7 protein-coding genes are annotated in these 22,604 nt (G+C 75.0%); 1 reads left to right on the forward strand and 6 read right to left on the reverse strand.

What is annotated here, in order from left to right; all coding sequences use genetic code 11:
- The first annotated feature begins 106 nt into the window (after positions 1-106).
- The gene (locus RBJ65_RS20390) at positions 107-1,564 is read left to right on the forward strand and encodes an MFS transporter (RefSeq protein WP_306324052.1); all 1,458 of its coding nucleotides are present in this window, start codon (positions 107-109) and stop codon (positions 1,562-1,564) included.
- Between the two features lie 195 nt (positions 1,565-1,759).
- On the opposite strand, the gene RBJ65_RS20395 is transcribed toward RBJ65_RS20390, so the two are convergent.
- The 6 genes from RBJ65_RS20395 to RBJ65_RS20420 form a co-directional block, all read right to left on the reverse strand.
- Positions 1,760-3,010: an AMP-binding protein gene (locus RBJ65_RS20395; RefSeq protein WP_306324053.1), complete on the reverse strand. Its 1,251-nt coding sequence runs from the start codon at positions 3,008-3,010 to the stop codon at positions 1,760-1,762.
- A 157-nt stretch (positions 3,011-3,167) separates the two neighbouring features.
- A complete protein-coding gene (locus RBJ65_RS20400) occupies positions 3,168-3,695 on the reverse strand; it encodes a flavin reductase family protein (RefSeq protein WP_306324054.1) in 528 nt (175 codons plus the stop codon).
- Positions 3,696-3,715: 20 nt separating this feature from the next.
- Positions 3,716-4,540, reverse strand: a complete 825-nt coding sequence (locus RBJ65_RS20405; RefSeq protein ID WP_306324055.1) for a thioesterase II family protein — start codon at positions 4,538-4,540, stop codon at positions 3,716-3,718.
- Positions 4,537-6,963 carry a beta-ketoacyl synthase N-terminal-like domain-containing protein gene (locus tag RBJ65_RS20410; protein ID WP_306324056.1) on the reverse strand — a complete coding sequence of 809 codons (2,427 nt, stop codon included), beginning with the start codon at positions 6,961-6,963 and terminating at the stop codon, positions 4,537-4,539. Before RBJ65_RS20410 ends, RBJ65_RS20405 begins: the two co-directional genes overlap by 4 nt.
- Positions 6,964-6,975: 12 nt before the next feature.
- Positions 6,976-16,059 carry an SDR family NAD(P)-dependent oxidoreductase gene (locus tag RBJ65_RS20415; protein WP_306324057.1) on the reverse strand — a complete coding sequence of 3,028 codons (9,084 nt, stop codon included), beginning with the start codon at positions 16,057-16,059 and terminating at the stop codon, positions 6,976-6,978.
- A gap of 145 nt (positions 16,060-16,204) precedes the next feature.
- Entirely contained in the window at positions 16,205-22,603 is a 6,399-nt protein-coding gene (locus tag RBJ65_RS20420; RefSeq protein ID WP_306332157.1) for an SDR family NAD(P)-dependent oxidoreductase, read from the reverse strand.
- Position 22,604 lies beyond the last annotated feature (1 nt).

The raw sequence follows: 22,604 nt of genomic DNA on the forward strand, positions 1-22,604 counted from the left end.
GGGTGGATCTCCAGGAAACACTTCCTGTAGTGGAACACTAGAGTTAACATCCAAGAAATGGCCCGGGGACTCCCCGCGCCACACCTTCACGGAGGGGAGGTCTGAGATGGCCGACGGGGTACTCGCAGGACGCCGGGGGGCACTCCTGCTCCTCACCGGTGTCGAGCTGATCGTCTTTCTGGACGTCTCGATCATCAATCTGGCCATGCCCACGATCGGTGCCGCGCTCGGCATCGGGGTGGTGGCGCTGGCCTGGGTGAGCACCGCCTACCAGGTCACATTCGGCGGCTTCCAGCTGGGCGCCGGGCGGGCCAGTGATCTCCTCGGCCCGCGCCGGATGTTCCGGGTCGGCCTCGGGGTCTTCACCGCCGCCTCGTTACTCGCGGGGCTCGCCCAGACCGGCTGGCTCCTGATCGGCGCGCGGGCGCTGCAGGGCGTCGGCGCGGCGCTGCTCATCCCCGCCGAACTCGCCCTGCTGGCGCTCATGTTCGCCGACCCGGAGGCCAACCGTCGGGCCTTCGGCGTGTGGAGCGCGATGGGCGCGGTCGGCGCGGCGAGCGGCGTGGCGCTCGGCGGCGTGATCGTCCAGGGGCTCGGCTGGGAGTGGATCTTCCTGATCAACGTTCCGATCGGTATCGCCGGACTGCTGCTGAGCGGTCGGCTGCTCCCCGCCGACAAGGCGGACCCGAAGGCCGCGCGCGGCCGGCTCGACCTGCCGGGGCTCTTCACCGGGACCGGCTGTCTGCTGCTGGCGGTGTACGTGGTGACGGAGGCGGCCGAGGGGGACCTCGGCCCGGTGCAGTGGACGCTCACGGCGCTCGCGATCCTGCTCGGCGCGGCGTTCATCGTGATCGAACGCCGGGTCGACGACCCGCTGTTGCCGTTCGGAGTGTTCCGCGAGCGGGACATCACCGGTGCCGCGGCCGCCAACTTCGTGGTCGGCGCCACCCATGTGCCGGTCTTCGTCTTCGTGTCCCTGTACTTCCAGGAGGTACGTGAGTACAGCTCGATCCGGGCCGGGCTCGCGGTGCTTCCGATCGCGCTGCTCAGCATTCCGGTCTCCCGCATGCTGATCCCGATGGCGCTCAAGCGGTTCGGGCCGCGGTGGGTACTGATCCTCGGCCTGTCCCTGATGACGGTCGCGCTGGTCATGCTGGGCACGATGCCCACCGACGCCGTGTACGTGACGCGGTTCCTGCCCGCGGCGGTGATCTTCGCGGTGGCGCTGCCCGCCTGCTTCGTCGGGTCCACGCTCCCCGGGGTCAAGGCCGCGAAGCCGGAACAGACCGGCATCGTCTCCGGCGTGATCAACACAACCCAGCGGCTCGGCGCGGGACTTGGCGTCGCGGTGCTGGCCTCCGTCGCCGAGTCCCGCACCGAAGCGGTCGGGGGACCACGGGCCGAAGCCCTCAACTCGGGCTTCCACTACGCCTTCCTGGGCGCGGCGGGACTCGCCGTCGCGGGACTCGTGGTGGCGGTGACCGTACTCCGTCCCGACCCGCCGCGCCCCGAGGAACCCGCGGCGGCCCCGCCGGCCGAGGAAGCCGCGGCCGCCGCGGACTGACCGCGGCCCACCGACAGGGCAGGGGCAGCCGTCCGGGCCGCCCCTGCCCGCCTGTTCACCGGGAACCGGGAACCGGGAACGGGAGCACGACGAACGGGCCGACCGCGGAAAGAAGCACACCGCGGCCGGCCCGGATCAGGGACGGGATGGTCAGGCACCAGATGGTCACGCACGGGAGGGGCAAGGGCGGGACGGTCAGGGGCGGCGGGGGCCTGTCAGTTCCAGGGTGCCGTCGGCGCGCCAGCGGCCCAGCCAGGAGGAGCGGTGGAGCAGGCCGCGTTCGGGGTCCGGGGCGCCGAGCCGGGTCTCCCAGCCGCCGACCCGGTCGAAGGGCAGGGCAGGCCCCGCCGCGCAGAGTTCGCCCACCCGGCCGGGCGGGAGCACCCGGCCGGCCCGGTCCAGGACTCGCACGTACACGTTCGGCATGGGCCCGCCCACGCAGGTGCCGCCCGACGCCTCCGGCGCCTCGGTGCCGAGTTGCCTCACGGCCCACGGCAGCAGACCCCCGACGGGCGCGAACTCACCCCACAGGGGGCTCGCCCCGTACCGGGCGCGATGCCGTTCGAGCAGGCTCGGGGGGCACGGCCCGCCGAGCAGCACCACCACGGCGGGAGCCTCACCACCCGGCTCCGCCGCCAGTACCCGGTCGTACTCCTCCGCGCTGAACAGGGCCGCGACCCCGCTGCCGAAGCCCCGCACCAGATCGTCCTCGCGCGTGAGGCCCAGGAACGTCCCGCCCGAGGCGAAGGCCCACCACATCGCGGACAGCGTGCGCGCGCCGCCGGGCGCCTGCCGCACGGCCACCGCGCCGGGCGCCGCGCCGATCTGCTGCACGCGCGCGGCCAGCATGCACTGCCAGGCCCGGTTGTCCACCAACTGCCCGCCCCGCTCGTCGACCATCAGGTACGTGGCGTCCATCGGCCCCGACCTGGGCAGCGCCGGGTCGGGCAGCAGCGCGTCGAGCCGGGCCCAGGTGCGGGCGTCGTCGAGAACGACGACCTGGGCGGCGGCCGGCAGCCCGGCCCGGGTGGCGGTGCCGCACAGCACCACCTCGGCCCCGCTCACCTCGCAGGCCCGCGCGGCCGCCTGCCGGCCGAAGTCGGCGGGCACCGGCACGCACACGCCGCCGGCCTTGAGCACCGCCAACTGCGCCACGACGGACTGCCGGTGGTCGCCGCAGTGCACGACGACGGGATCGCCGAGCTGCAGGCCGTTGCGGACCAGGCCGGTGGCCAATTGCAGCGCCCGGTTCTCCGCTCCGCCGTACGAGAGACAGCCCGCCTGATCCCGTACGGCCACGGCCTTGGGGCTTCGACGGGCTGTCGCGCTGAAGACGGAGTCGAGGGTGAACGGCCGCCCGGCCGCCGCCTTCCGGGTCGGTGCGGTCTTCTGAGTCGGTACGGTGCCGAGCGGGCGTGGCGCGAACAGAACGGGCTGGCTTGTCACCTGGTCCCCCTGTGGCTGCGGGCGGGATGTCCGCCGGAATGCGGCGGGTCGTTCATCCGCCGCACTCTCGATGCTGCATTCCGCCGGCACCCCGGGTCATCTCCCAGATTGCCGCATCGCCGAATTCCGGCCGCCCCGCGCGAGGTTGCGGATACCGTCAGGAGATGTAGTCGTACAGCAGATTGCTGTCCTCGCCGGATTCCGTCCAGTCGCCGTATCGGCGCATTCCGTACAACAGTGGTTTCCTGGTCCGCAATTGCCGTATCGACCGGACCCGGGCGAAGACCACACAGTGGTCGCCGACGGTGCGGGTCTCGGCCACCTCGCAGTCCGCGACGATGTGCGCGGACTCCACGAGATGCGGCCCGCGGGCGTCCCCCTCGACGCTCCAGTTGACCCGCTCGAAGCGGTCGACGGCCCCGGAGGCGAACAGCTCGGCGGTGGAACGGGCCTCGCTGTGCAGCAGGTTGACGGTGTATCCGCCACTGGCGAGGGCGGCCTCCAGGGTGGGGCTGCCGCACCTGAGGCAGACCAGCACGGTGGGCGGGTCGAGGGCGACGCTGCACAGCGAGGTGCACGTCATGCCCCGGGGCACGCCTTCGGGGGTCAGCGCGGTGAGCACGGTGACCCCCGTGGGGAATCCCGCCATCAACGGGCGGATGTCGGGGATGTGATCGACGGTCATGACGCATACCCTCCCGAATCTCAGGTCGCCGTCCGGAGGAGTTTCCCCCGACCGTCCGACGTCGGGGCACCGGACCGGCGGATCTCCTCGACCAGTTCCGCGGCGAAAGCCGGGAATTCCGGCCCCAGGAAATGGAAGTGGCCACCCTCGAAATACCGGACCCGGAATGTTCCCCGGGTTTCGGCCGCCCAGCCGCCGAGTGCGGCGGGCGGCGCCCAGATGTCGTCGCTCCCGCCGAAGGCCGTCAGGGGCGCCGACAGCGGGACCCTGGCCGGATCGGGGCGGTATCCCGCCACCGCGCCCAGGTCGGTGCGGACGAGACGGAGGAACCGCTCGCGGAACTCGGGCAGTTCGTCGATGCGCGGGTGCATGCCGCCCATCCGGGTCAGCTGGGCCATCAACTGCTCGTCGGACAGCTCGTGGTCGGGCAGCGCGACGGGGACGGCCCGCCCCGGCGGGGTCCGTCCGGACACCCCGACCCAGGAGGGCCCCCGGCCGACCGCCTCAAGGACCCGCGCGGTCTCGTGGGCGAGCAGCGCACCGAGGCTGTGGCCGAACAGGGCCAGCGGCGCCGTCCCGGCCCAGGGAAGGACGTCCCGCACGGTGACCTCGACCAGTTCCGCGACCGAGGAGAGCAGGCGGCTCCCGTGCCGCTTGCCGCGCCCGGGCAGGTCGAGCAGCAGCACGTCCCAGCCCTCGGGCACGGCACGGGTGAGCGGGAAGTACTGGGCGGCCGAACCGCCGGCGTGGTGGAAGACGACCAGCCGGAGTTCGGGGTCGTGCACCGGCCGCGGCCGGACGAAGGCGTCCACCGACGCGGACGGCGTGGCCGTGGAGCCGCTCATGCCCGCACCCCGCCGACGATGTCGTCCGCAAGCCGCCCGAGCAGCTCGGTCAACGGCAGGTCCAGCGGCAGGGCCTCGGCGGTGAGGCCGACCGCGTAGTTCTCCTCGACGCGGGTGATGAACAGGGTCGACATGAAGGAGTCGCCGCCGGAGTCCAGGAAGGACCGGTCCGGGTCGAGTTCCTCGGGTGCCTCCAGTACGGCGCTCAACTCCGCCATCAGGTACGCCTTGACCGCTTCCGCGTCGCGGGGCTCGGGGGCGCTCGGACGGTCGTCGGACCGGTCGGTGCCGCCCGCGCCGATGGCCGGTTCGTCGATCCAGTACCGGCTGCGCTGGAAGGGGTAGGTGGGCAGGTCGCCGAGGAGCCGTGCCCCCGGGGTGCGCAGCGCGTCCAGGCGGAGGTCCGCGCCGTCGGTGAACAGTGTCGCGAGCGCGCCCGGCAGGTCGGTCGCGGGATCGGTGAGCGCGAAGGTCCGGCGGCTTCCGGCCGCCTCCCAGGAGAGCCGGACGGGACCGTGGGCCTGCTCCACGTGCTCCACGTGCTCCACGTGCTCCACGTGCTCCACGTGCACAGGAAGGCCGAACGAGCCGAGCGCCGCGCGCAGTTGGGCCGCCGGGTCGTCCCCCGCTCCGGCCGCCTTGACCGCGTTGGCCGCCTTCGCGGCGAGCAGCGGGTAGGCGCCGCGCAGTGCCTCCAGGCAGGACGCCGCCACATCGGAGTCGTTCGGGAGCAGCAGGGTCACCTGGCGCGGCGGCCGTACGCCGGCCGCGGGCACCGCGCGCGGGACGGCGGCCTCCAACGCCGGGACCAGTTCCTCGGCGTCGGCGCCGAGGACGGCGATCCGGTGCGCGAACACCGCCCGGCCGGTGCGCAGGGTGTGGCACAGCGAGGGCACCGCGCCAGGTTCGGCCTGCTTGAGGCGGCCGGTGACCGAGGCGACGAGTTCGCCCAGGGCGACGGGGTCCTTGGCGGAGAGGGTGAGCAGTTCGGGGTGGGCGGCGACGGGCGCCGCCGGTTCGGCGGCGGGCGGCTCGTAGGCCTCAAGGACGACGTGTGCGTTGGTGCCGCTCATCCCGAAGGAGTTGATGCCGGCGACCCGCCGGCCGAGCTCCGCGGGCCAGGGCTGGTTGCGCTCCGGCACGGTGATCCGCATCCGCTCCCAGGGAATGTGCGGATTCAGCTCGCCGTCCTCGGCCGCGCGGGCGGCCGGGATCTCGCCGTGGTGCAGCATCAGGACGGTCTTGATGACGGCGGCCATGCCGGAGGCCGCTTCCAGGTGACCGAGCCGCGACTTGACGCTGCCGATGGGCAGCGGCACACCGCGGGCCCTGACCGCCTCGCCCAGCACCCCGTCCAGCGCCCCGACCTCGATGGGGTCGCCGAGCACCGTGCCGGTGCCGTGCGCCTCGACGTAGCCGAGGTCACCGGGTTCGACCCGGGCGTCCGCAAGTGCCGCGCGGACGACCTCCTGCTGCGCCGGTCCGTTGGGCGCGGTCAGTCCGGAGGCGGCGCCGTCGTGGTTCACGGCGCTGCCCCGCACCACGGCCAGGACCGGGCGGCCCTCGCGCTCCGCGTCCGCGAGCCGCATCAGCACCAGCGCGCCGACGCCCTCGCCGCGCCCGTAGCCGTCGGCGGTCGCCAGGAACGACTTGGAGCGGCCCTCCGGGGAGAGGGCCCTGGTCTGGCAGAGGGAGACCATCAGGTTGGCGGACAGCAGCAGGTTGGAGCCGCAGACCAGGGCGTACCGGCACTCCCGGGCCCGCAGTCCGCGCACCGCCAGGTGCAGCGCGGACAGCGAGGAGGAGCAGGCGGTGTCGACGCTGAGCACGGGACCGCGGAACCCCATGACGTGGCTGACCCGGCCCGCGCCGAAGCACAGGCCGCCGCCGGTCGTGTAGTACGGGTCGATGCGGCTGAGGTCGGAGCGGTCCTCAAGCCGTTCGCTGTACTCCGAGGCCATCATGCCGAGGTACACGCCCACATCGAGGCGGTCGGCCCTGCGTACCGCGATGCCGGCCCGTTCCAGCGCTTCCCAGGTGGTCTCCAGGAGCATCCGCTGCTGCGGGTCGAGCAGCCTGGCCTCGCGCTGCGAGATGCCGAAGAACTCGGCGTCGAAGTGCGCGATGTCGGCGAGGAACCCGGCCCGGTCCACGTAGGAGCGGCCGGGGCGGCCCGGTACCGGGTCGTGCACGGCCCGCAGGCCGGGGCGGTCCTCGGGGATCGGCGCGTAGGCGGTGCCGCTGCCGCGCAGGAAGTCCCAGTAGTCGTCCGGTGTGTCGAGCCCGCCCGGCAGCCGCAGCGCCGTACCGACGACGGCCAGTGGCGCGTGCCGCTCGTCCTCCAGCTCCCTGACCCGGTCCTGGAGGCGCCGGGACAGCTTGAGCTGATCCTCCATCAGGCGACGAATCGTGTCCTTGTCCATGATCGGTGCCCTCTACCTCTCTTCTGAGACGTCCGCTGAATGGTTCGCTGAGACGTCCGCTGAGATGTCCGCTGTGACGTCCGCTGTGACGTCCGCTGTGACGTCCGCTGTGACGTCCGCCTGGACTGCTCGGACGAGTTCGTCGAACGACAGGCCTGCCAGGTCGGGGAAGTCCTCGACGGGGTCCCGCGTCTCCTCCTCGGTCGGTTGCACGGGGAACAGCAACTCCGCGAGATGCGCGGCGAGTTGGGCGACCGTGGGGTGGTCGAGCGCGACGGTCGCCGGGAGGTCTTCGGCGAGCGCGTGCGCGAGGCGGGTGCGCAGGTCGATGACCATGATCGAGTCCAGTCCGCACTCGGTGAACCCCAGGTAGTCGTCCGGGTTCAGCGACTCGCCCAGCACGGAGTCGCCCAACTCCCGGATCGCCTGCCGCAGTCTCCCGTCGCGGTCCTCCGCGGGCAGCCCGGCCAGTCGCTCGCGCAGCCAGCCGCGTGCCGCGGCGCCACTCGCGGCCGGGGTGTCCCGGGGCCGGGGCGCGCTGCGCGGCGGGTCGGCGAAGAGGGTGGCCGCGGAGGTTCCGGCGCGCCGCTCGGTGAAGCGGGCCTCGTCCAGGCCGACGGCGACCAGCCGCGTCCGCTCACCGGCGAGCGCCAGCCGGAAGGGTGCCTCGGCCTCGGCGTCGCTCAGGGCCCGGACGCCGAGCCGGGCGATCGCCTGCCCGGTGGCGGCGGTACCGGCGAGACCCTGCTTGGCGTCCGGGGTCCACGGGCCCCAGTCCACGGCGGTGGCCCGCAGTCCTTCGCCGCGCAGCCGCTCGGCGAGGCCCGCGAGGAATCCGTTGGCGGCCGCGTAGTTGACCTGTCCGGCGGAGCCGAGCACGGCGGAGGCGGAGGAGAACAGCAGCAGTTGTACGTCGGGGTGGTCCGCGAGCGCCTCCGCCAGGTGGACCGCGCCGTGCGCCTTCGCGGCGAAGACCTGCCGGTAGGAGTCGGTGGTGAGGTGCTCGAACGCCTGGTCGGCCGAGACGCCCGCGAGGTGCAGGACGGTGCCGAGCCCGGCGGTGGCGCCGGCCTCGGCGACCGCGCGGCGGCAGTCCGCCGGGTCGGTGACGTCACCGCGCACGACGTGGACGGTGACGCCGCGCGCCGTCAGGTCGTCGATGACCGTCAGGGCGGCGGCGTCCGGTGCGGAGCGACCCATCAACGTAACGGCGGGGGCGCCGAGTTCGGCGAGGAAGCCGGCGGCGCTGAGGCCGAGCGCGCCGAGGCCGCCGGTGATCAGGGCGGCGCCGGGGTGTCCTGGCGCGCCGCCGGTGGTGCGGCAGGGTTCGAGGCGGGCGGCTCGCACGGTGCTGCCGGTGATCTCGACGCGCGGCGCCGCTCCCCCGCTGTGCGTGAGGGCGACGAGCGTCTCGGCCACGGTCGTGGCATCCGCCTCGGGGCCGAGGGTCAGGCGGACGAGGCGGCGCTCGGGCTGTTCGGCCTCCAGCGCGGCGAGCAGCCCCCAAAGCGTCTCCCGCACCTCGGCCGCGGTCGCCGCCGCGCTCCCGAGGACGGCGTACGGGACGTCGGGGGCGGCCGAACGCAGTCCGTCGGTGAGGGTCGACGCCGCTTCCAACGCCGCCTCGGCGCCGCCACCGCCCGCTCCATCGGGCGCGCAGAAGCGGGCGTCGACCACCAGGTCGCGGGGTCCGCCGTCGGGGGCCGCGGCCTGGTGGCCGAGCGCCGCGAACGCCTCCGTGATCCGCTGCCCGGTCGCGCCGCCGCCGAGTACGGCGACCCGCAGCGGGCCGCCTTGAGCGGGTGCGAACCGGTGTTCCTTCCAGACCGGTTCGTAGGCCGGGCTCGGGGTGTCGCGCAGGGAGCTCTCCAGCAGGGCACGGGGGGCGCGGCGGAAACGGAAGCCGTCGACGGTGAGCACGGTGCCGGGTGCGGCCCCGCCGCCCGCGCCGGTGCCCTCGTCGGTGAACAGGTGCAGGTCGGCGGCGCCGACCCGCATCAGCCTCTCGGCCTCGGGGTCCCTGGCCGTGGCGCGGATGTGCCCCCACAACTGCCCGCCGGGCGCGGGCCGTCCGCAGAAGTCGAGCCGGGCCACCGCGAACGGGATGGCCAGCGTCGTCTCCTCCGTCACCGTCGCGAGGTCGGCCTCGGCGACGGCGAAGGTGACGGCGCTCTGCAGCAGGGAGTCCAGCAGACCGGGGTGGATCTGCCAGTCGGCGGGGTCCTCGCGCGGGTCGTCGGGGACGTCGTAGCGCACCAGCGCCTCGTCGCCACGCAGCCAGACGTCGCCGATCCAGCGGAAGGACGGGCCGAGGTGGTAGCCGAGGGTGCGCAGGTAGCGGTAGAAGTCGGCGCCGCTCAGGTGCCGTTCGGCGGTGGCCCTGAAGGTGTCGGGGTCAGGGGCGGTCCGGTCCCGCACGGAGCCCGCGGGGACGACCCGGGCCGTGAGGTGCTCCTGCCAGTGCCCCTGGCGCGCGTCCAGCAGGCTCTGCACGCTGACCGTCCTGGTGCCGTGCTCCTGCTCCGCCTCGATCACCTGCAGCGGATAGCGCTCGTCCTCGCGCAGCACCAGGGCGCGCGGGAAATGCAGGTCCTCCAGGGCCACTCGGTCACCGTCGGAGCCGAGCGCGGACAGCACGGTCGCGGTCTGCGAGGCGCCGGGCACGGACACCGTGCCGAACAGGCGGTGGTCGGTGAGGTGGGCCGGGTAGCGCGGGGTCCGCTCGGTGGCCCAGACCCTGCCGCGCAGCGCCGGGGAGCTGAGTTCGGTGCCCCAGGCCGGTCCTTGGGCGGCGGGCGGGCGCGCGGCGTCGGCCCGTACGGGCGCCCAGTGCCGGGTCTCGGCGAAGGGGTAGCGCGGGCCGCCGGTGCGGTCGGGGGCGGGCTGCACGCGCCGCCAGTCGAGGTGGCCGCCGCCGAGATAGAGGGTGCGGGCGGCGCCGAGCAGGGCGGCGCGTTCGCCGGTGCCGCGGCGCAGCGAGGGCGCGAGGGCGCCGGCGGGGGCGAGCCCGGCGCCGCCGACGAGGTTGACGAGCGTACGGTCGGGGCCGATCTCCAGGCAGAGGTCGACGCCCAGTCCCGTGAGGGTCCGCGCGCCGTCGTGGAAGCGGACCGGGCGGCGGGCGTGCCGACACCAGTAGTCCGTGTCGTACTCCCCCGGTTCGGCGAGCCGGCCGGTGACGTTGGAGACGATCGGGACCTCGGGGTCGTGGAAGGTGAACGCTTCGAGGGACCTGCCCAGTTGCTCGATCGCCGGGTCGAGGAGACGGCTGTGGAAGGCGTGCGAGACGCTCAACTTCCGTGCGCGTACGCCCTGTTCGCGCAGCATTCCGGCGAGCGCGTCGACCGCGTCCGGGGAGCCGGCGAGCACGATCGACTCGGGTCCGTTGACGGCGGCCACGTCGAGGCCGTGTTCCGTGGCCCAGGCGGTGGCCTTCTCCTCGTCGGCGACCACGGCGAGCATCGACCCGCGTTCGCTGCGCTGCATCAGGTCGGCCCGGTCGGCGATGAGGGCGAGCCCGGTGTCCAGGTCCATGACGCCTGCGTGCACGGCGGCGGAGATCTCGCCGACGCTGTGGCCCATGACGACGGCGGGGGTCACTCCCCAGGACTCCCACAGCGCGGTCAGCGCGGTCTGCAGGGTGACGAGGGCGGGCTGGGTGCAGCGGGTCTCGTTGATCGCGTCGCGGTCCTCGCCGTAGAACATCACGTCGGTGAGGGACGCGCCGAGCCGGGGCGCCAGGATCTTGTCGCACCTGTCGAAGGCGGCTCGGAAAACCGGTTCCGTCTCGTACAGTTCGCGCCCCATGCCGAAGTACTGGCTGCCCTGGCCGGAGTAGAGGAAGGCCACGCGCGGCGCGCGGGCCGCCGCGTGTGTCGGCGCCTGTTCGCCGATGGCCCGCAGGAGTTGGTCGCGGGTGCGTCCCAACAGGGCGCGCCGGTACGGGAAGTGGCCGCGGCCCGCTCCGGCGGCGGCGAGGCGCGGCAGGTCGCCGTCCTCGGCAGCGGCCAGCTCCCGCTGCCACGCCTCGGTGAGCCGGGCCAGGCCCGCCTCGTCGGGGGCGGACAGCGGCAGCAGACAGGTGGGCTGCTCGTCGCTCGCGAGGAGTTCGGGGGCCGGTTCGGGGACCGGTTCGGGGGCCGGGTGGTCGGGCGGGTCGGAGAGCACGACGTGGGCGTTGGTGCCGGTGAAGCCGAAGCCGGAGACTCCCGCGACCCTGGGGGTGTCGGTGCGCTGCCACGGCGTGGGGGTGTCGACGACGCGGAGGTCCATCTCGGACCAGGCCACGTGCGGGTTGGGCTCCTTGAAGTGCAGGTTGCCCGGGATGAGTTCGTGCCGCAGGGCCAGCACCGTCTTGATCAGCGACACCACTCCGGCCGCGGACTCGCAGTGGCCCACGTTGCTCTTGACCGAGCCGGCGTGCAGCGTCCGCCCCGGTCGGCGCCCTTCGCCGAGGACCCGCCAGGCGGCTCCGAGTTCGATCGGGTCGCCCAGCGAGGTGCCGGTGCCGTGCGCCTCCAGATAGGACACCTCGGCCGGGTCCACCCGCGCGTCGGCGAGGGCGGCCCTGAGCATCTCCTCCTGCGCGGCGCCGTTCGGCGCGGTGAGCCCGGAGGAGGCGCCGTCCTGGTTCATGGCGCTGCCCCGGATCACGGCGTGCACCCGGTCGCCGTCGCGCCGGGCGTCGGCCAGCCGCTTCAGCACCAGTACGCCGCACGCCTCGGAACGGGCGAATCCGTCGGCGTCCGCGGAGAACGTCCGGCAGCGGCCGCCCGGCGACAGCATGTGCGCGCGGCTGACGGCGGTCCAAGAGGTGCGGTCGAGCAGCAGGTTGACCCCGCCGGCGAGCGCGGTCTCGCTCTCCCCGCTGCGCAGCGAGCGCACGGCCAGGTGCACGGCGACCAGGGAGGAGGAACAGGCGGTGTCCACGGCGACGGCCGGTCCGGTGAGCCCGAAGGTGTACGCGAGGCGTCCCGCGGCGGCGTTCAGCGCGGTGCCGGTGCTGTAGTAGGCGTCGACCTCGTCCGGTCCCGCGTCGGCGAGCAACCGGGCGTAGTCGGCGTAGCTGATGCCGACGAAGACGCCGGTGCGGGTGGACCGCAGGCGTTCGGGGTCGATGCCGCCGTCCTCCATCGCGTGCCAGGCCGATTCGAGGAGGAGGCGCTGCTGGGGGTCGAGGTTCTCCGCCTCGCGCGTCGACATGCCGAAGAAGGCGGCGTCGAAGCGGCTCACATCGCGTACGAAGCCGCCTTGATCGGTGATGGACGGTCCCGCGGAGAGCCCGGCGAGGCTCTCGCGGTCCTCGGGGACGGCGGTGATGCCGTCGCGGCCCTCGCTCAGCAGCTCCCACAGCTGCTCGACGGAGTCCGCCCGCGGGAACCGGCCGGCCATGCCGACGATCGCGATCGGCTCGGCGGCGGTGGGTCGCGGGGCGGGTTCGGGAGGGGCAGGGCTCGCGGGGGCAGGGGTGAGGGGGCGTCTCTTCGGCGCATCGCCGGAAGCCGGGGTCCCGGTAAGCCGGGCGAGGAGGTGGTCGGCGAGGCGGGTGACGGTGGGGTGGTCGAAGACATCGCCTGCGGGCACCGGGGTGCCGAAGGCCGCACCGAGCCGCACGGCCAGGTCGACCGCGGTGATCGAGTCGAGGCCGAGGTCGAGGAAGCCCACGGTCTCGTCGATGTCGTCGGCTCCGGCGTGCCCAAGCTGGGCGGCGAGCAGCCGGGCCACCTCGGTGCGGGCGGCGGCGGGGCGGGCCCGTTCGGGCAGGGCCAACAGGCGGTCGACGACGGAGGGTTCGGCCGCCGTGGTCGCGGCGACGGCGGCGGCGGGCGTGCCGAACAGGCCGCGGGGCCGCAGCCCGGACATGACGGTGCGCAGCCGGTCGAGGTCGAGCGGGCAGACGACGAGGTGGGCCTCGGCGCCCGGGGCGCTCGTCGTCAGCGCGGCGCGCCCCGCGGCGGCGTCGAACGCGCCGACCCCCAACCGCCCGGAGCGGCGCAGCAGTTCGGCGTCGGCCATGCCCGTGCCCGGGCCGCCGTCCGCGTCGAGGGCCCAGGGGCCGTAGCCGAGGGACACGGCGGGCAGGCCGAGTCCGGCGCGGTGGGCGGCGAGCGCGTCCAGCATGCCGTTGGCGGCGGAGTAGGCGGCGCAGTCCTCGGTGCCCCACACCGCCGAGACCGAGGAGACCAGGACGAAGAAGTCCGGCTCCCAGGCGAGCGAGGCCCGGTGCAGCCACCAGGCGCCGGCCGCCTTGCCGCGCAGCTCGGCGGCGTACGCGTCGGCGGTGAGGGCGACGGCGGGGGTACGGGTGAGGGTGCCGGCGGCGTGCACGACTCCGCGCACCGGGGGCAGCCCGGACAGGGCGGCGCAGGCCGCGGCGAGCGCCTCGGCGGTGTCGCAGCCGCCGTCCCGGTAGACGGCGCGCACGCCGCGTGCGGCGAGCTCGTCGAGGAAGTCCCGTGCCTCGGCGCCCAGTTCGGGCTCCGGGCGACGTCCGATCAGCAGCAGGTTGCGGGCCCCGCGCGCGACGAGCTCGGCGGTCAATCGGCGCCCGACGGCGCCGAGCGCGCCGGTCACGAGGTACGTCGCGTCCTCGCGCAGCGCGGTGGGTACCGGGGGCGCGTCGTCGGCCGGGGCGAGCCTCGGCACCCGTACGGTCCCGCCGCGTACGGCGCTCAGGTCCTGTGTGCGGTCGGCGGCGCCGACCAGGGTCAGCAGCGCCTCGGCGTCCGCCGCGTCCGGTTCGGCGGGCAGGTCCACGAGGCCACCCCAGGCGTCGCCGAACTCCAGGCCGAGGACCGGGGCGAGGCCGTGCAGGGCGGCGTGCTGGGTGGCGAGGGTCGTCTCCTCGTCCGTGGTGCGCCGCACGGCACGGGTCACGGCGTGCACCCGCGACCCTGCGTCGACCGCGCAGGCGACGGCATCGGTGACCGCGGCGCACAACTGGGCGGCCGGAACGGCGGGGTCGGACGCTTCCCGTGGCGCGTCGCCCGCGGTCGGCAGCGCCACGGGGCGGAAGGCGAGGACCACGGTGGCGGGTCCCGGGCGGGCCGACCAGTGGGCGGACCAGGCGGCGCGGCCGTCGGGCAGCGCGGCGCGGCGCCAGTGCGCGGGCAGCGCGATCGCCTCGTCGCACAGGACGGTCCCCCGGTACCCGATGGCGGCCGTCCGCCCGGCGAGCAGTTCAAGGATCGTGCCGTCGTCACCCGCGAGGACCAGCGGCACGGCGGTGGTTTTGTGGGACGCGTTGGACGCGGCGGCGTGTTCGTCGGACGCGCCGGACCCGGCGGCGGTCTCACGGGACCAGTCGGACCCGGTGGCCGGGTGGTCTTGCCACAGCAGGTGGAAGCGGGTGGGTGGGTGGTCGGGATTGCGTTTGGTTGGGGGCGTGGTGTGGGGCTCGGGTGCGAGGTGCTGGCGCTGCCACGGGTAGGTGGGCAGGTCGAGGACTTGGCGGGGCAGTGCGGGCGGTTCGGTCGTGGGGGCGAGTTGGACGGCGGCGGATTCCTCGCCACTGGCCAGGGCGCGCAGGGCCGCTGCGGCGGCCACCGGGGCGCACGCCGCGACCCGGGCGCGTACGTCGTGCCGGGCCCGGCCCTCGGTGGCCGTGTACGCGAACGCGGCGTAGTCGGCGGCGGGGAGTCCGTCCAGCCGGTCGGCGTACCGCGCGGCCAGTTCGCGCAGGGCCTGCGTGGTGCGCGCCGACAGGTCGAAGCCCGTGGCCTCGGCCGGCTCGGGGCGCGGGGCGTCGTCGGGTGCGCCGAGCACGACGTGGGCGTTGGTGCCGCTCATCCCGAACGAGCTGACGCCCGCGTAACGGCCGCCCTCCGCAGGCCAGTCGGTGGCCTCCGCGGACAGGCTGATGTGCGTGCCGGTGAGGTCGATGCGCGGGTTGAGGGTGCGGAAGTGCAGCAGCGGGGGGAAGCGGCGGTGCCGCAGCGTGAGCATCGACTTGACCAGTCCGGCGACGCCCGCCGCCGACTCCAGGTGGCCGAGGTTGGTCTTGGCCGAGCCGACGGCGAGCGGCGCGCCGCCGTTGCGGCGGCCGAGGACGGTGGCCAGCGCCTCCATCTCGATGGGGTCGCCCAGCGCGGTGCCGGTGCCGTGCGCCTCCACGTACCCGATGTCCGTGGGCTCAAGTCCGGCGTCGGCGAGGGCCTGTTCGATCAGGGCGCGCTGCGCGAGGACGTTGGGGGCGGTGAACCCGCCGGAGCGTCCGTCCTGGTTGACGGCGGAGCCGTGGATGACGGCCTGCACCCGGTCACCGTCGCGGAGCGCGTGGTCGAGCCGCTTGAGGACGACGACGCCGCAGCCCTCTCCCCTGGTGAAGCCGTTGGCGCGCGCGTCGAACGACTTGCACAGGCCGTCCGGGGCCAGGGAGCGGGTCTCCTGCACGAGCCGCATCGAGCTCGGCGACATGATCAGGTTCGTGCCGGCGGCCAGGGCGATCTCGCACTCGCCGCGCCGCAGCGCCTGCACGGCGAGGTGGACGGAGACCAGAGAGGAGGAGCAGGCGGTGTCGACCGAGACGGTGGGCCCGGTCAGGCCGAGGGCGTACGCGACCCGGCCGGCCGCGAAGTTGTGGCCGTTGCCCGTGGTCCAGTAGGCGTCGGGGTCGCCGCGCAGCCACTCCCGGTAGTCCTGCCACATGATGCCGAGGTAGAGGCCGGCGCGGGTGCCGCCGAGGCGGTCGGCGGGCACCCCGGCGTTCTCCAGCGCCTCCCAGCTGACTTCGAGGAGCAGCCGGTGCTGGGGGTCCAGGTGGCGGGCCTCGCGCGGGCTGATGCCGAAGAAACCGGCGTCGAAGTCCAGCACCTCGTCCAGGAATCCGCCCCGCTGCGCGAGCCCCTCCCACTCGGCGGCGAACGGCCCCTTGCGGCCGGGCGGCAGCGGGCCGACCAGATCGCGCCCGGCCATCAGGGCCGCCCAGTAGCCGTCCGGGCCGTCGATGCCGCCGGGCAGCCGCAGCCCGGTGCCGATGACGGCGACCGCCTGGCCGCCCTGTTGTTCGTCGAGTTGTCGGCGCAGGGTGCGAATGGTCGCGAGCGCCCGGGTGAGCGGGGTCTGGCGGGGTGTGTCAACGGCGCTGGTGTCCGGCATGGATCGGTTCCTCGCGGTCTGGTCCGGTGAGTGGCTGTCCGGTGGGTGGCGTCGATCGGAGGTGCGGGGTACGGGGTGCGGGGTGCCGGGGGTGCGGCGCCCGGCCGGCTCGCGTGGTGGCGTGGCCGGCCGGGCGCCGTCGGACTCAGGCCGCGCCCGCCTCGGCGGGATCGAGTTGCCCGCACAGGTACTCCGCGAGCGCCGCTGTCGTGCCGTACGCCCACAGCAGGGTCGGGGACAGGCGGGTGGCGAAGGCCGCTTCGAGCCTGTTGCGCAGCTCCAGACTCATCAGCGAGTCGAGGCCGAGGGACTTGAACGGGGTGCCGCTGTCGATCCGTTCCGGGTCGAGCCGCAGGACGCGTCCCGCCAGGTCCCGGATGCGCTCCTGGGCCGGGGCGATCCGGTCGGCGGGGGCGGCCGCGAGCAGCCGCGCGAGGAACTCCCCGCCGCTCGCCGCGCCGTTGGTGCCCTCGCGGGTGGTCGCGTACAAGCGCTCCCAGCTCGCGAGGGCCGCGGTGTCCGGGTAGGCGTCGAACCACTGCCGCAGATCGATCGGTACGTATCCCACGACCGGCAGGTCCCCCGCCAGCAGGCGGGCGAGGGCGGGCCAGGCCCGGTCGGCGGGAATGCCGCCCATGCCGCGCTCGGTGAGGCGTGCCCCGCGCGTCTCCTCGCTCGCCGCGAGGCCGATGCCGGTGAACGGACCCCACTGCACGCTGAGCGCGGGCAGTCCGCGCCGTCGGCGGGCCTCGGCCAGCGCGTCAAGGCCGGCGTTGGCCGCCGCGTAGGCGGCCTGACCGGCGTTGCCGACGAGGCCCGCGGCGGAGGAGAACAGCACGAACAGTTCCAGCGGGTCGTTCGCGGTCAGCCGGTCGAGATGCGCCGCGCCGACGGTCTTCGGCGCGAGCACCCGGTCGAGCTGCTCGGCGGTGAGGTTGCCGACGGTGGCGTCGTCGAGGACACCGGCGGCGTGCATCACGCCCCGCAGCGGCGGGAGTTCGCGGCGTACGGTCTCCAGGGCCGCGCCCAGGGCGGCGGCGTCGGCGACGTCGCAGCGCAGGGTGCGGACCGTGGTGCCGAGGGCGGTGATCCGGTCGATCTCCGCGACGGCGTCGGGGCCGGGGGCGGAGCGGCCGAGCAGCACGAGGGTGCCCGCGCCGTGCTCGGCGAGGTACCCGGCGAGCGACAGGCCGAGCGCGCCCAGACCGCCGGTGACGAGGTAGCTGCCGTCCGCGCGGAAGGCGCCGTCGGGCATCGGCACCGCCGCGACCGCGTCGACGGTGGCCGGGTCGGTCAGCACGGTGGTGACGGCGGGGTGCGCGGGGGTGGCCGGGTGTCCGTCGGCTCCCGGGGCGCGGTCGGCCGCCTCGGCGAAGGTGCGCGCGGCGGTCGGCAGCGGCAAGGCGGTGGCCGCCAGGTCCCAGGCCGCGGCGAGGGCGGCGCCGAAGCGTTCGGGGCGCCGTTCCAGGAGGCCGCGCGGGTCCACGGTGAACAGTGCGGCGCCGTCCGGGAGCGCCCGGGGTCCCGGCAGGGCGCCGTCGAAGCCGACGGCGCGCCCGTCGGGTTCCAGGACCGCCAGGGCCCGGTCGGGGCTCGTGCCGTGGGGGCGGCCGATCACGACGTCCGCTCCGCGCCCGCCGAGGGCCGCGCGCACCGCTTCGGGCCAGCCCGGGTCCGCGGCGTCGAACACCTCGACCCCGTCGAGCAGCGGGTGGCCGGACAGCGACGCCGGCCCGGTGTCCGTGGCCGGGGCCGACACGGGCGCCAAGACGCGGGGCCGCCCCGAATCCCCGCCGTCGAACAACTCAACCCCGTCGAGCAAGGGGTGGCCCGACAGGCGTGCCGCCCCGGTGCCCGCGGCCGCGCCCGACACGGGCGCCAAGACACGGGGCCGCCCCGAATCCCCGCCGTCGAACAACTCAACCCCGTCGAGCAAGGGGTGGCCCGACAGGCGTGCCGCCCCGGTGTCCGTGGCCGGGGCCGACAGGGTCGCGAGGACGCGGCAGCCCAAGTGGCGGGCCAGGGCCGCGGCGACGAGCCCCGCCGGCTCGTTCACGTGGACGAGGACGACGTCGCCGAGGCCGGCGCGCGCCGACTCCGTCAGGGCGTACCAGGCCGTGGCGGCGGGGATCGGCAGCGCGGCCCCCGTCACGTCGTCGACCTCCGCGGGCAGCGGCCTCGCGTGGTCCGCGCGGACCACGACGTGGCTGGCCGCCCCGCCGGGGGCGCACACGGCGACCCGGTCCCCCACCGCGAAGCCGCCGACCGTCCCGCCCACGGCGACGACCCGCCCGGCGCAGCCCGCCCAGGGCGCGGCCGGGCCCGCGGCGAGGGTCGCCGCGGTGGTCTCCACTTCGATCTCGCCGGGTTGCGGCGGGCGGCGTACGAGTGCGACGGGTACGCCGTCGGGGTCGATGCGGAACGGCTGGTGCGGGGTGCGCGCGGCGGGCAGCGGCATCGGCTCGTCGGCCGGGCCGCGGGTCAGGCGGGCGGCCAGCCGTCGGCCGGTGCGCAGCGCCAGTTGGTCCTCGGCGTCGGCGCCCGCGGCGAGCAGCTCGTCCGCGCAGGCGGCGCCGCGGTCCGGGTCGGCCGGGTCCAAGTCGATGAGACGGGGGGCGAGTTCGGGGTGTTCGCGGCGCAGGACGCGGGTGAAGCCCCAGTAGAGGGCGGCCCCGGGGTCCGGGGTGTCCTCGGGCGAGACCGCCTGCGCGCTGAGTGTGACGACGGCGAGCTGCGGGGGCACGGGCTGTGCGGCGCAGGCGCCGGCCAGCGCGGCGAGCCGCAGCAGGCCCTGTGCCTGGGCCCGGGGTCCGGCGTCCGCGCCGGGTGCCACGAAGACCACGCCGGTGGCCTCGCCCGGCTCCTCTTCGGGGTCGACGCGCAGCGTGTCCGCGCCCCGGTCGGCGAGTCCTTTGGTGATCAGGTCGGCGTCCGTGCCCGCGCCGACGACGACCACCCGTCGTCCGGGTTCCCGGGCGGTCTCCCGGACGGTCTCCTGGTCGGGTTCCTGGGCGGGTTCGGGCAGCAGGGTCCACTCCACGCGGTGCAGGAGTTCGGCGTCGGCGGACTCGTCCGGGCCGTCGGCGGCGAGCGGTGTCAGGCGCAGGCCGATGACGGCGAGCAGCGGGGTCCTGTCCTGGTCCGCGGCGAACAGGCGCAGGTCGTAGAGCCCGTCCGCGCGTCGCACGGCGTGCGACCACAGGGCGGTGACGGGTTCCGTGAACGTACCGGTGACGACGACGCGTTCGACGGCGGTCGGCACGACGGCCGACCGCGATCCGTCGTCGGAGACGAGGGCGAGCGAGACCTGGAGCGCGCCGTCCCAGAGGGCGGGGTGCAGTCCGTGCGGCCGGTTCGCCGCGCGCAGCCGCTCGGAGAGCACCACCTCGCCGGCGGCCTGGGTGCCGTCGGCCGTGACCGCGAGGGAGCCGACGGTCCGGAAGGCGGGGCCGTACTCGAGGCCGCGCGCGGCCCAGGCGCGGTAGAGCTCATCGGCCGCCGCCGGTTCGGCGGTCGCCGCCCAGTCCGGGAGGGTGGCCTGGGGGTGCGGGAGTTCGCCGAGCACGGCGCGGGCGGTGGCGTTCTCCTCCCACCGCTCGCCGCCGTCGGGCAGCGTGAGGACCCGCAGCGCCCCGCTGTCGGCGGCGTCCTCGGTCCATTCGACGGCGAGCCTCGCGGGTCCTTCGCCGAGCGGGATGCCCTTGTGGAAGGCGATCTGTTCCAGGCCGGCCGGCAGCCGTCCGGTCCGGGACCGTACGCCGGCGAGCGCGGCGGCGAGGACGGCGGCGCCGGGCAGCACCGGGGTGCCGTACACCTGGTGGTCGGCGAGCCACGGCAGGTCGGTGACGGAGGGTTCCAGGAGTCCTTGCCAGCGGCGGGGGTCGCCCGGCGCGGGTTCGAGGCGTGGTTCGAGGCCCTGGGCGACGCCGGTGCCGCGCGGCCGGTCGGTCGTCCAGTAGGTGTCCTGCCGCAGCGGGTAGCCGGGCAGCGGCAGCAGGGCGGTCCTGGGCAGGGCGCCGAAGGGTTCGAGGCCGGTGGTGTAGGCGGTGGCGAGGGCGCCGGTGAAGTCGGCGGCGCTGCCGTGGTGCCGGCGCAGGGTGGTGAGTACGGCGGCGGGGGCGGGGCGGTCGGCGGTGAGCTGCCCGAGGGCGGGCGCGAGCACGGGGTGGGGGCTGATCTCCACCACGTGGGTGACGCCGTCGTCGAGCAGTGCCTCCATGGTGTCGGAGAACAGGACGGGGCTGCGCAGGTTCTCCACCCAGTACGCGGCGTCCATCTCGGGCCCGTCCAGCGGCCGTACCCGGACGGTGGACATGAGCCGGGTGGTGCCGGCGCGGGGGCGTGCCGGGGCCAGTGCGGCGAGCAGGTCCGCGCGCAGCGGGTCCATCTGCGGGCTGTGCGAGGCGTAGTCGACGTTGACCAGGCGGCAGTACGTGCCCTCGGCCTCCAGGAGTTCCTTGAGGGTGAGCACGGACTCCTTCTCGCCCGACAGGACGCAGGAGTTGGGGCCGTTGTGCACGGCGAGGGAGATGCTGTCCTCGAAGCCCTCCAGGGCGGCGAGCGCGGCGTCGCGGTCGAGGTCGACGGCGAGCATCCGGCCCTGTCCCGAGGTGCGGCGGGCGATGGCGCTGCGGCGGGCCATCACCAGGGCGGCGTCCTCGTAGCTGAGGATGCCGGCGAAGGTCGCGGCGGTGATCTCGCCCTGGCTGTGGCCGAGGACCACATCGGGTTCGACCCCGCAGGCGCGCCACAGTTCGGCGAGGCCGAGGGACATCGCCCACAGCACGGGCTGGAGCATGTCGATGCGGGTGGTCCACTCGTCGTCGGCCCGGTCGGAGAAGATGTCGAGCAGGTCCCAGTCGACGTGCGGGCGCAGGGCCCGCGCGCAGCGGGTGACGGTCGCGGCGAACAGCGGGCTGTCCCGGAAGAGTTCGCGGCCCATGCCGTGCCACTGGGAGCCCTGGCCGGGGAAGACGAACGCGACGCGGCCACGGGGCACGGCGCGGCCGGTGGCCTCGCCCTCGGGGTGCTCGGCGAGGTCGGCGAGCGCGGTGCGCAGTTCCTGCGGGGTGCCGGCGACGAGGCCCGCGCGGTGCGGGAAGTGGTCCCTGCGCCAGGCCAGGGTGCCGGCGAGTTCGGGCAGGGCCTCGGGGCCCTCGGGCACGGCGGCGGCGAGCAGTTCGGCCCGCTCGGCGAGGACCGCGCTCTCCCGGGCGGAGACGGTGACGAGGGCCGGCAGTCCGGTGTCCGCGGCGGCGGGCGCGGCGGCGGGCTCGTCGTCGTGCGCGGCGAGCACCACGTGGGCGTTGGTGCCGCCCCAGCCGAAGGAGTTGACGCCCAGGTGGAGGGGGCCTTCGGTGGGCAGGGCCAGTGGTTCGCGCACGACGCGGACGTTGAGGTCGTCGAAGGGGATGGCCGGGTTGAGTTCGGCGGAGTGCAGGCTGGGCGGCACGGTCCTGTGCCGCAGCGCGAGCAGCAGTTTGAACAGGCCGGCCATGCCCGCGCTGGCCTCCAGGTGACCGATGTTGGTCTTGACCGAGCCGATGTAGAGGGGGTTCTCGGGTGTGCGGTGGCGGCCCAGGATCCGGCCGAGGGCGGTCGCCTCGATGGGGTCGCCGCGCCCGGTGCCGGTGCCGTGCGCCTCGACGTACGCCGGTTGGATCAGCGGCTCGCAGTCGCCGCCGTACGCCTGGCGCAGCAGGTCCTCCTGCCCGTCGGGGCTGGGGGTGACGAGGCTGTCGCCGCCTCCGTCGTTGTTGACGACGGTGCGGACGACGACGCCGTGGATGCGGTCGCCGTCGGCGCGGGCCCGGCTGAGTGTCTTGAGGTACAGGGCGGCGACGCCCTCGCCACGGACGAATCCGTTGGCGGAGGCGGCGAACGCCTGACACCGGCCGTCCGGGGACAGGCCGCCGAAGTGGGTGAGTCCGATCGTGACGTGCGGGTCGAGCATCAGGTTGACGCCGCCGACGACCGCGGACTCCACCTCGCCCGCGCGCAGGGCCTGCACGGCGAGGTGCAGGGCGACCAGCGAGGACGAGCAGCCGGTCTCGACGGCCATGCTGGGGCCGCGCACCTTCAGGAAGTACGAGAGCCGGGTGGCGACCATGTCCAGCGCGTTGCCGTACAGGCTGTGCGGGGTGGGCCGGGCGCCGCGGTGGAGGCGGAGCAGTTCGTAGTCGTGCCAGGAGGCGCCGACGTAGACGCCGGTGCGGCTGCCCGCCAGGCGGCCCGCGGGCTGGCCGGCGTCCTCCAGGGTGCGCCACACGACTTCGAGGAGGAGGCGTTGCTGCGGGTCGATGGCGGCGGCCTCGCGCGGGGAGACGCCGAAGAAGGCGGCGTCGAAGCGGTCCACTCCGTCCAGGAAGCCCCCGACGGCCTGGATGTCCTTCTCGGGGTCGAGGGGGCGTGCGGTGTCCCAGCGCTCGGCGGGTATCGGGCCGATGGCGTCGCCGCGCTCCATCAGGAGGGACCACAGGCTGTCGGTGTCGGGGGCTTGCGGGAAGCGGCCGGCCATGCCGACCACGGCGATGGGTTCGGCCATG

This window comes from Streptomyces sp. KL109B (assembly GCF_030766935.1).
Lineage (GTDB): Bacteria > Actinomycetota > Actinomycetes > Streptomycetales > Streptomycetaceae > Streptomyces.

Excerpts from the sequence above, each read along its gene's own strand:
- RBJ65_RS20410 (WP_306324056.1), bottom strand. The coding sequence starts at position 6,963 with ATGGACAAGGACACGATTCGTCGCCTGATGGAGGATCAGCTCAAGCTG.
- RBJ65_RS20420 (WP_306332157.1), bottom strand. The coding sequence starts at position 22,603 with ATGGCCGAACCCATCGCCGTGGTCGGCATGGCCGGCCGCTTCCCGCAA.
- RBJ65_RS20400 (WP_306324054.1), bottom strand. The coding sequence starts at position 3,695 with ATGACCGTCGATCACATCCCCGACATCCGCCCGTTGATGGCGGGATTC.
- RBJ65_RS20415 (WP_306324057.1), bottom strand. The coding sequence starts at position 16,059 with ATGCCGGACACCAGCGCCGTTGACACACCCCGCCAGACCCCGCTCACC.
- RBJ65_RS20390 (WP_306324052.1), top strand. The coding sequence starts at position 107 with ATGGCCGACGGGGTACTCGCAGGACGCCGGGGGGCACTCCTGCTCCTC.
- RBJ65_RS20405 (WP_306324055.1), bottom strand. The coding sequence starts at position 4,540 with ATGAGCGGCTCCACGGCCACGCCGTCCGCGTCGGTGGACGCCTTCGTC.